General features: G+C 70.0%; 8 protein-coding genes. All 8 read right to left on the reverse strand.

Going from position 1 to position 9,716, the window contains the following annotated elements; translation table 11 throughout:
• Positions 1 to 68 precede the first annotated feature (68 nt).
• Complete coding sequence (locus IFR14_RS20160) at positions 69 to 2,063, reverse strand: cytochrome c oxidase assembly protein (RefSeq protein ID WP_079707440.1); 1,995 nt, start codon at positions 2,061 to 2,063, stop codon at positions 69 to 71.
• Positions 2,064 to 2,191: 128 nt separating this feature from the next.
• A complete protein-coding gene (locus tag IFR14_RS20165; protein WP_191942082.1) occupies positions 2,192 to 5,431 on the reverse strand; it encodes an AAA family ATPase in 3,240 nt (1,079 codons plus the stop codon).
• Positions 5,431 to 6,600 carry an exonuclease SbcCD subunit D gene (locus IFR14_RS20170; protein WP_191942083.1) on the reverse strand — a complete coding sequence of 390 codons (1,170 nt, stop codon included), beginning with the start codon at positions 6,598 to 6,600 and terminating at the stop codon, positions 5,431 to 5,433. Before IFR14_RS20170 ends, IFR14_RS20165 begins: the two co-directional genes overlap by 1 nt.
• A 160-nt stretch (positions 6,601 to 6,760) precedes the next feature.
• Entirely contained in the window at positions 6,761 to 7,042 is a 282-nt protein-coding gene (locus IFR14_RS20175; RefSeq protein ID WP_064294762.1) for an HU family DNA-binding protein, read from the reverse strand.
• Positions 7,043 to 7,245: 203 nt separating this feature from the next.
• Positions 7,246 to 8,664, reverse strand: coding sequence for a DHA2 family efflux MFS transporter permease subunit (locus IFR14_RS20180; RefSeq protein WP_342365774.1), 1,419 nt, complete (start codon positions 8,662 to 8,664; stop codon positions 7,246 to 7,248).
• 114 nt (positions 8,665 to 8,778) lie between these two features.
• On the reverse strand, positions 8,779 to 9,084 hold the full coding sequence (rpsN, locus tag IFR14_RS20185; protein ID WP_064294760.1) for a 30S ribosomal protein S14: 306 nt from the start codon (positions 9,082 to 9,084) through the stop codon (positions 8,779 to 8,781).
• A 2-nt stretch (positions 9,085 to 9,086) separates the two neighbouring features.
• A complete protein-coding gene (rpmG, locus tag IFR14_RS20190; RefSeq protein ID WP_056010525.1) occupies positions 9,087 to 9,254 on the reverse strand; it encodes a 50S ribosomal protein L33 in 168 nt (55 codons plus the stop codon).
• Positions 9,254 to 9,490, reverse strand: coding sequence for a 50S ribosomal protein L28 (gene rpmB, locus IFR14_RS20195; RefSeq protein ID WP_056010522.1), 237 nt, complete (start codon positions 9,488 to 9,490; stop codon positions 9,254 to 9,256). Before rpmB ends, rpmG begins: the two co-directional genes overlap by 1 nt.
• Positions 9,491 to 9,716: the final 226 nt, after the last annotated feature.

Raw genomic sequence — 9,716 nt, forward strand, 5'->3', positions numbered from 1 at the left:
AGCCCGCGAACTGTCACTCCAGCACAGTCCGACACCCCTCACACTGTTCCGGAGTGACAGTTCGCGGACTAGGAGCGGGTGTCGTTGGCCGCCATGCGCGCGAGACGCTCGTTGTACTCGTTGAGCTCCGCGTCGTTCGTGCGGTCCGCGTTGCGATCGAGCCGCTTCTGATCCTTCGCGTCGCTCTTACTCCACGAGATCGCGACGGCGACGGCGAGCGCCAGGGTCGGGATCTCGCCGACGCTCCAGGCGATCCCGCCGCCCGTCTGCTGGTCGAGGAGCGGCGCCTGCCCCCACGTGCGTCCCATCGCCCCGAACCAGTCGGCGAGGAACAGCCCGGTCGAGGAGATGATCGCCAGCCCGAAGAACGCGTGGAACGCCATCGTCGCGAAGAGCAGCAGGAGCCGCATCGGGTACGGCAGGCGGTACGGGACCGGGTCGATGCCGATGAGCGACTGCACGAAGAGGTAGCCGGTGATGAGGAAGTGCACCACCATCCACTCGTGGCCGATGTGGTCCTCCATCGACCAGCGGAACAGCGGCGTGTAGTAGAACACCCAGAGCGATCCGGCGAAGAGCACCGCGGTGACGATCGGGTTCGAGATGATCCCCGCGAACTTCGAGTGCACGGCCAGGAGTACCCACTCCCGGCCTCCTCGGGAGTCGTCCGAGCGCTTCCGCACCGCCCGCGCGAGCAGCGTGACCGGCGCTCCGGGGACGAGGAGCACGGGGACGAGCATGGTGAGGCCCATGTGTCCGAGCATGTGCACGCTGAAGAGGTACGGCTGGTAGACGTTGATGCCGCCGCAGGTGAGGTAGAAGAGCACGAGCAGCCCGAGCACCCAGCTGACGGTGCGCAGGATCGGCCAGGAGTCGCCGCGGCGGTGCAGGCGGACGACGCCCGCGATGTAGAAGAAGATGCCGAACGCACAGGCCAGCAGCCACAGGAGGTCGATGTTCCACTCGGTGAAGTACCGCGCGAAGGTCAGTTCCGGCGGCAGTTCCTCCCCGGTGAGCAGCACCGCGGGTGTCGGCGCGGTCGGCACGGTCTGGTCGACCGGCGGGGCCGTCTTCGCGAGGGCTGCGGCGGCACCGGAGGCGATGCCCATGAACCCGAGCTCGAGGGCGACCAGCCACCAGAAGGTGCCGGTGCGGCCCGCGGGGGTGTCCGCACGTGCAGCGGCGGACCGCTCGATGCGACCGATCAGCACCCGACGCTGCAGCGCACCGAACAGGCCGAGCGCCAGCAGGGCGAAGACCTTGACGAGGACGAGGATGCCGTACGGGGTGCCCAGGCGGTCGAGCGAGCCGATGCGCAGCTCGGCGCTCACATACCCGGAGACCGCCACGACGACGAAGGACACGAGTGCCACGGTCGAGTACCGCATGAGCACGGGGGCGAGCCGGCCGTCTTCGAGGGTCTTGCGGATGAAGACGAGCGTGAGCAGACCGCCGAGCCAGATGGCGGCGAACACGAGGTGCAGGCCGAGCGCGGTGACGGCGGCGTTGTGCCCGCTCGCCTCGGCGGAGTGACCCTGCTGGGCCATCGGCAGCAGCGACACGAGGGACAGCCCGAAGACGAACACGAGCACCGTGTGGTTGCGGACGGCGAAGCAGAGCACCGTGACGGCCGCGGCGATGAGCGTCGTCTGCAGCCAGGCCTGGCCCGACTCGATCCCGGTGAAGAAGAGGCTGAGCTTCGCACCGAACGCGTCGTCGAAGGTGAGCGGCACCTGCGTGACGTTCAGGAAGGTGAAGAAGCCCGTCACGCCGGATGCGACGGTGAAGACCGCGGCGCCGGCTGCGGCGACGTCGAGCGCCGCGCCGTACTCGCGCCGGTCCGGGCTGAGCGCCCAGCAGGCCATGAGCAACGCGCCGATGGTGACGGCGGCGCTCAGGTTGACGAGCAGTTGTGCGATCGGGAGTCCCCACCGCACGACGGCGCCGGGATCGCCCAGGAGTTGCGCATCCGCTCCGCCGCCGAAGGCCAGACCCGCGAGGAGGGTCGCCACGGCCACGAGGAGCAGGAGGGCAGGACCCGCGAGGCGGACGACACGATTCACGCTGCAAGCCTACGCGGCGCTGCTGGGAACCCCGACCGCAGCGGGATCAGCCGAACCACCGGTCCCTCAGCCGAACCACCGGTCCCTCAGCCGAACCACCGGTCCCTGAGCCTGTCGAAGGGCGCCGCTCACGCCCGCACGAGCAGGGTCGAGGAGCCGTCTTCCAGCCGCCGCACCTCGATGCGTTCGCCGATGCGCTGCTTCATCTCCTCGACGTGGCTGACGACGCCGACGACGCGCCCTCCGGCCGACAGCCGACCGAGCTCGGCCATCACGGTGTCGAGCGTCTCGGGGTCGAGGCTGCCGAACCCTTCGTCGACGAAGAGTGTGCCGAGCTCGACCCCGCCGGCCTCGCCCGTCACGACGTCCGCCAGCCCGAGCGCGAGGCAGAGCGAGGCGTAGAACGTCTCGCCGCCGGACAGCGACTTCGGATCGCGACGCCGGTCGGTCCGGTGATCGTGGACCGTGAGCGACAACCCGACGCGCTGGCTGCGGGAGGGTCCTTCCTTGACGTCGCTGCGGACGAGCTCGTAGCGCCCGCCTGACATCGACTCCAGGCGCGCGTTCGCCGCCGCCACGACATCCTCGAAGCGGCGCAGCAGGACGTAGGTGCCGAGGGTGACCTTCGTGCTGTTCTCGCTGCCCGTGGCCGACACCACGTCGGCGAGGCGGACGACGGCCGCGGCCTCGCGGACCGCGTCGGCGTTCTCGTCGGCCGCCTCGGCGAGCGCCGTGCAGGCGGCAGCCGCGTTGGTCGCTCGTCGTGCGGAAACGGCGGCCGCCGCGGTCGCGGTGCCTGCCGCCGCTTCGGCATCGGCCAGTCGTCGGGCCGTCGCTTCGACGTCGGGGGCTGCAGTACCGGCTACGCCCGCGAGAGCCGGGCTCGCGAGTGCTTCGGCGTTCGCGGTCGTGTGACGCAGGTGATCGGCCACCCGCGCCTCTGCGCTCGCCCGTTCGACCCCGTTCATGGCTGCGGCCTCCGCAGCCGCGCGGTCGGCGAACCCGGCCCGCTCGAGTGCCGCCTCCAGCTCGACCGCGCGCTCAGCGTCACGCTGTCTCCGGTCGGCGACGGTCGCCCGTGCCGCCGCGAGCAGCGACAGCGAGGAGAGCTCGGCCTCGAGCATCGCGTCGAGCTCGGCCAGTGAAGCCGCTCGGCCGTCGAGGACGCCGGCCACCTCGGCGCGGGCCTGCTCGTGGACGCGCTGCGCGGCGGCGAGCCGCTCGGTCAGTGTCGCCCGGGTGGCGGTGCGTTCCGACACCGCGACCACGCCGGCCAGGTGCTCCTCCGCGAGGCGTCCGGCCTCCGCGACCTCGGCGTCCGCCTCCTCGGCGGCGACCACGGCCTCCGCGTACTGCCGATCGGCCTCCGCAGCGGCCGCATCGACGGCCGCCCGCGCAGCGACCGGGTCGAACCCGGCAGTCGCCGTCGTCGAAGCGTCGGTGGAGCCGGCAGCGGCGACGTCGCCCGGGTCGTCGGCCAGCGCGAGGAACTGCTCGACGAGGCGACGGCGCTCCGCCCGGGCGATGTCCCGGGCGCTCTGCGCCGACTGCATCGTCGCCTCGGCATCGGCCCGAGCGACGGATGCCGCGTCGACCGCGTCCGCGTCGGGGTGGTCTCCGTCGAGCACCGCGGGCGCCGGGTGACTCAGCGAGCCGCAGACGCTGCACGGTTCGCCGTCCCGCAAGCCGGTGGCGAGTTCACCCGCCATGCCCTCGATCCTCCGGAGGCGCAGCGACGTCTCGACGTCGATCGCCGCCTTCGCGGCCGTGGCGGCCTCGGTGACCTCGTCGGCGAGCCCCGCGAGGCGTTCGTCGGCCGCGTCCACCCGATCCAGCACCGTGCGGCGTTCGGCCGCGCGCTCGACGGACCGGGCGGCCCTGGCCGACTCGGTGGCCGCACGCGAGGCGCGCTCCGGTGCCGAGCTGAGCGCTGCCCGGCGGGCGTCCCGTCGCGTCTGTTCCGCTGCGAGCTCGGCGAGCCGTTCGTCGACGGTCGCGAGCTCCTCGGTGAGTGCTGCGAGCGCGCGTTCGCGGTCGGCGTCGGCGGCTTCGAGGGCGAGCACTGCCGCCATCGATGCCCGCTCGACGGTGAGGGATTCGCGGCGCGCGGTGACGGACGCGTCGTCGAGTGCGACGATCGCCTCGTCGGCCTGCTCCTCCATCGCGGCGAGCGACGCGATGGCGTCCTCGAGCGCCGCCGATGCCGTGGCCGCTCCGGCGAGGGCGGACGCGACGGTGTCCGCTCGAGCCGCTGCCGCGATCCGTTCGGAGAGCCGCGCGACCGGTTCGTCGTCCACCGAGAGCAGCTCGCGCTCGGTCAGCAGCTCCGCGCGACGTTCGATGGACGCGAGCAGCGTCTGGGCCGCGGCGTGTTCGGCGCGAGCGCGCTCCAGGGCGACCCGCGCCTCGCCAGCGGTCGAGGCGTCGGCTGCGGCGTGGCGCTCGAGGACGGCGACGATGCGCGTGGCGTCACCGACGAGGTCTTCGGAATCGGGTTCGAGCGGGACCGCGAGGGTCGCGATGTCCGGTTCGGGCTCGCCATCCGCGACGTCCGGGTGGAGGTCGGGATCCGCAGTCGACGGATCACCGGCAGTCGCGGGATCGACTGCCTCGGCATCGACTGTCGAGAGGGCGTCCATCCCGGCCGGGGTGTCCGTCCCCTTGCCCGCGACGAGTTCCCGTGCGTCGTCGAGTTCGGCTGCTCCCGCGAACCGGGCGATCGCGCGGCCCAGCGCTTCTCGTGCGCCTTCGATGTCGCGTTGGGCCTGCCGTCGCCGCTCGACGAGGTGCTTGGCGACCCGCTCGTAGTGCTCCGTCCCGAACAGGGACCGGAGCAGTTCGCTGCGCTCCTCACCGCCGGCGGCGAGGAACTTCGCGAACTCGCCCTGCGGGAGGACGATCGTCTGGACGAACTGCTCCCGGGAGAGACCGACGATCCGGCTGATCTCGGGACCGATCTCCTGCGCGCGGGTCGACAGCGTCTCTCCGGCCAGTGCGTCGGGGTCGGTCAGGCGGACGAGGGTGGCGCTCGCCTGCTGCGGGGTGAAGCCGGCACCGCGCTGCTTCGGCCGTTGGTAGGCCGGCGTCCGCCGAACCCGGTACACGCCGGATCCGGTCTCGAACACGAGTTCCACGAACGGTTCCGTCCCGGGCTGCGCGTGGTGCGAGTGGAGGCGGTCCTTGCTGGCCCCGGTTCCGGCGAGTTCGCCGTACAGCCCGAACACGATGGCGTCGATGATCGTGGACTTGCCGGCACCGGTCGGGCCCTCCAGGAGGAACAGGCCAGCCCGCCCCAGTTCGACGAAGTCGATGGTGTGCTCACCGGCGTAGGGCCCGATGGCCTGCAGCGTGAGTCGGTGCAGCCGCATCAGGCGCTCACCTCCGCGGCGAGTGCGGCCTCGTTCGCCGCTGCGATGAGCTCTCGCTCGCGAGTCGTCGCCGGTGCACCCGTCGCGTACTCGATGAACTCGGCGGTGACCTCGACCGGGTCGGAGACCGCCGTGACGGCTGCGGCGCGCGCTTCCTCGGAGCGGTTCGCCGGCGCGTGCGACCAGACGAGCAGGTGCGGGAAGCGCCGGGTCAGGGTGGCGTACAGCTCCGGTGGCCGGACGTCGTCGGTGACCGTGGCGCGCACCCAGGCGTCGACGGCGTCGTCTCCCGCAGGGCCCTGCAGCTCTGCGAGGGTTCCCGTGACGTCGACGAGCCGACGCGGCACCGGCGCCGGCAGTAGCTCCAGGTGCACGGAGCCGTCGGCGGCGAGGTCGACCAGCACGCTCGACTTCACCTGGTTGCGTTCGGAGAAGGAGTAGGCGAGCGGCGACCCGGAGTACCGCATGCGGTCGGCGCCCGTCGCGGCCCCGACGCGCTGCGCACCGTGGAGGTGGCCGAGCGCGACGTAGTCGAAGTCGTCGAACAGCTGGGCGGGCACCGCATCGACCCCGCCGATCCGGATGTCGCGTTCGCTGTCGCTCGCGAGACCGCCGATGACGAAGGCGTGCGCAGCCACGACCGATCGGACCGCTCCATGCTCGCGACGCTGCGCGAGATCGGCTCGGACGCTTGCGAGGGCTGCACCCATGACGGCGGCGTGCGACCGCGCGAGCGGCTGGTCGTCCGGGGAGAGCACCCCTCGTGCGGTGTCGGGGTCGAGGTAGGGCAGCGGGTAGAAGGCGACGGGCCCGTGTTCGTCGTCCACCAGGACCGGTTCGCCGATCCGCGCGAGGTCGGCTCTGATGTCGATCCCGTCGCGCAGCATGGCGGCGCCGAATCCGAGCCGGATGGCCGAATCGTGGTTGCCCGGAGCGAGGATGACCCGGGTGCGGCCCGCCAGCCGCCCGAGCGACTCCGACAGCAGCGTCACCGCTTCGACCGGGGGGATGGCGCGGTCGTAGATGTCGCCGGCGACGAGGAGGACGTCGACCTCGTTGTCCACGACCGTCTGCTCGAGGTGCGCGAGGAAGTCGCGTTGGAAGGGGAGCAGGTCGACCCCGTGCAGCGAACGGCCGAGGTGCCAGTCCGAGGTGTGGAGGATCCGCATGACAGCAATGCTAGGCCGAGCCGCCGACACCTCGCCGCGCCCCGGACGGCACCCGGACGAACGACAGCAGGGCGTCACTCTCGCGACGCCCTGCTGTGTGGTCTGGACCGACGGAGTGTCTCCGCGGTCCGAGTCCGTGCGGGCTCGCGCCCGCGACGACTTACTTGACGGAAGCCTTGAGCTTCGAGCCGGCGGTCACCTTGACGCGCTTGCCGGCCGGGATCTGGATCTCGGCGCCGGTCTGCGGGTTGCGGCCCGTGCGAGCGGCGGTGTCGGTCTGCTCGAAGGCGATCCAACCCGGGATCGAGACCTTGCCGCCCGTGGCGACGGTCTCAGCGACGGTGGTGAACAGCGCGTCGACAACGCTGCCGACGGTCGCCTGGCTCTGGCCGGTCGATGCGGCGATGGCGGCGACGAGTTCGGTCTTGTTCAAATTTGCCATTGTGAGGGTCCTCCTCGGACGTTGCTGCAACGTACAGCTGATGTGTTGGTAGCGAAGGTGTCGCTGATACGGCACCAACTGGTCGGTGTGACCGCCTCGAATGTAGCAGCAATCCGCGAGATTTCGCGGATTTCTCCGCTCTACGCGGACAATCGGGCCTGCGTGTCGGTCGTTTCCCAGCTGGGAGGCGTCGGTGCGAGCGCTCAGCGGACCCCGATGACGCTGTGCCCGGCAGCTCGCGACAGCAACCACGCCTCGATCGTCGGGAAGAGGGTCAGGACGGCGATCGCGAGGAACGCGAACTGATACGGCAGCAGCTGGCCGCCACCGACCCCGTCCTCGAGGGAGAATCCGGTCGTCAGCAGGATCGCCCCGACGGCGACACCGAAGCCGCTCGCGACCTGTTGCAGCGTCGAGTTGAGCGTGTTCGCCCGAGACATCGCAGCGGGTTCGACGTCGGCGAACGTGATGGTGTTGTATGCCGTGAAGCCGATCGACCGGGCGACCCCGCTGACGAAGAGCAGCAGTGCCATCAGCACGATCGACGTGTCGGCGGTGAGGAACGCCATCCCGGCCATGCACAGGACTCCGATCAGGTTCGACGACACGAGCACCAGACGGAATCCGAACCGCCGCAACATCCAGGTCGTCGCCGGCTTGATCGCGAGGTTGCCGGCGAAGAGGAAGAGCACCATCGAACCCGCCTGCACCGGAGTCCAGCCGAAGGCGTCCTGGAAGAGCAGCGGCAGGAGGAAGGGGACGGCGCTGATCGCGAGCCGGTAGACGCTGCCGCCGGCGTTGGCCAGGCGGAAGGTCTCGATCCGCAGCGAGCGGAGGTCGACGAACGGGTGGGGCGCGCGGAACAGGTGTCGGATCGCGAGGGCGAGCAGAACGATGCCCGCTACGAGCGACCCGGCGAACCACCGTGCATCGAACCCGGCGCCGGACACCAGGGACGCCGCCACCAGGAGCGATGCGAGCCCGACGCAGGCGAGCGACAGGCCGAGCCAGTCGAGCGGAGGCACCTCGTCGGCGGCGAAGTCGGGGACGATGCGGAGCGCCACGATGAACGCGACGACACCGATCGGCACGTTGATGAGGAAGATCCAGTGCCAGGAGGCGTACTGGGTGATGACCCCACCGAGGAACGGCGCGATGATCGGGGCGGCGAGGGCGGGCCACGTCAGGAGGGCGATGGCCTGGATCAACCGCTCCTTGGGCGTCACCCGGAGCACGGCCAGCCGGCCGACCGGCACCATCAACGCCCCGCCGACGCCCTGGAGCACCCGGAAGCCGACGAGCATCGGCAGGCTCGAGCTCAACGCACACAGCACGGAGGCGATCGTGAACACCGCGATCGCCAGTGCGAAGATGCGCTTGGCGCCGAACCGGTCCGTCAGCCAACCGCTGACGGGGATGAGGACGGCCACCGTGAGGAGGAATGCGGTGACGGCGAGCCCGACGGCGGTCGACGAGGTGCCGAGGTCCCGGGCGATGCTCGGTGCGGCTGTGGTGAGGATGGTCCCGTCGAGGTTCTCCATGAAGAAGCAGCCGGCGACCAGGAGGGCGATGGCTCGTTGCGTGCGGACGTCCAGCAGCGCCTCCTCGGTGGATGTGGGAATCGTTCGATCCTTGCAGCTGTCGCCGACAACGCGAAAGGGCCGCCCGCGATGCGGACGGCCCTTTCGGTGTTGCGATGCTGTGTCAGCGGAATGTGAGCTCCGACTGAGCGGGTGTTACCAGCTCGACTTGCGGACGCCGGGCAGTTCGCCCTTGTGCGCCATGTCGCGGAAGCGAACGCGGCTGATGCCGAACTTCGAGAGGTTGCCTCGCGGGCGACCGTCGATCGCGTCGCGGTTGCGGAGGCGAACCGGCGAAGCGTTGCGAGGAAGCTTCTGGAGGCCGAGGCGAGCTGCTTCACGCGACTCGTCGGTCCCGGCGGGGTCGACGAGGGCCTTCTTCAGCTCGGCGCGCTTCGTGGCGTAGCGGTCGACGATAACCTTGCGCTGCTCGTTACGGGCGATCTTGCTCTTCTTAGCCATGTTTAGCGCTCCTCTCGGAATTCAACGTGCTTGCGCACTACGGGGTCGTACTTCTTGAGCACGAGACGGTCTGGGTTGTTGCGACGGTTCTTCTTGGTCACGTACGTGTAACCGGTACCAGCCGTCGAACGGAGCTTGATGATTGGACGGACGTCCTGCTGCTTAGCCATTAGATCTTCACCCCACGAGCGAGAATGTCCTTGACGACGGATTCGATGCCACGGGCGTCGATCACCTTGATGCCCTTGGCGGACACCTTCAGGGTGACGTTACGACGCAGCGAGGGCACGTAGTAGGTCTTCTTCTGCACGTTCGGGTCGAAGCGGCGCTTCGTGCGACGGTGCGAGTGCGAGATGTTGTGACCGAAGCCGGGAACGGCTCCTGTCACCTGGCACACTGCTGCCATAGTAGTTTCTCCTTCATTACCGCAGGGCGACTGCCCTGCCCAAGATCTCTTGTCGGCGTGCGCGATCCCGATCTGCGTGAGCGGTGGGGGATCGTGAACACGATGTGGACATGGAGCGTCCACACCAAGGGTCAAGCGTACGCTGTGACCAGGCGTTTTGCAAATTCGTGTTTGTACAACTCAACGCGCTGCGCGTTAACGCGCTGCGCGTGTTAACGCAAAATGG

The organism is Plantibacter sp. CFBP 8775 (genome assembly GCF_014839505.1).
Classification (GTDB): domain Bacteria; phylum Actinomycetota; class Actinomycetes; order Actinomycetales; family Microbacteriaceae; genus Plantibacter; species Plantibacter auratus.

Coding starts and splice junctions, on each gene's coding strand:
- IFR14_RS20165 (WP_191942082.1), bottom strand. CDS start 5,431: ATGCGGCTGCACCGACTCACGCTGCAGGCCATCGGGCCCTACGCCGGT.
- IFR14_RS20170 (WP_191942083.1), bottom strand. CDS start 6,600: ATGCGGATCCTCCACACCTCGGACTGGCACCTCGGCCGTTCGCTGCAC.
- IFR14_RS20175 (WP_064294762.1), bottom strand. CDS start 7,042: ATGGCAAATTTGAACAAGACCGAACTCGTCGCCGCCATCGCCGCATCG.
- rpsN (WP_064294760.1), bottom strand. CDS start 9,084: ATGGCTAAGAAGAGCAAGATCGCCCGTAACGAGCAGCGCAAGGTTATC.
- rpmG (WP_056010525.1), bottom strand. CDS start 9,254: ATGGCTAAGCAGCAGGACGTCCGTCCAATCATCAAGCTCCGTTCGACG.
- rpmB (WP_056010522.1), bottom strand. CDS start 9,490: ATGGCAGCAGTGTGCCAGGTGACAGGAGCCGTTCCCGGCTTCGGTCAC.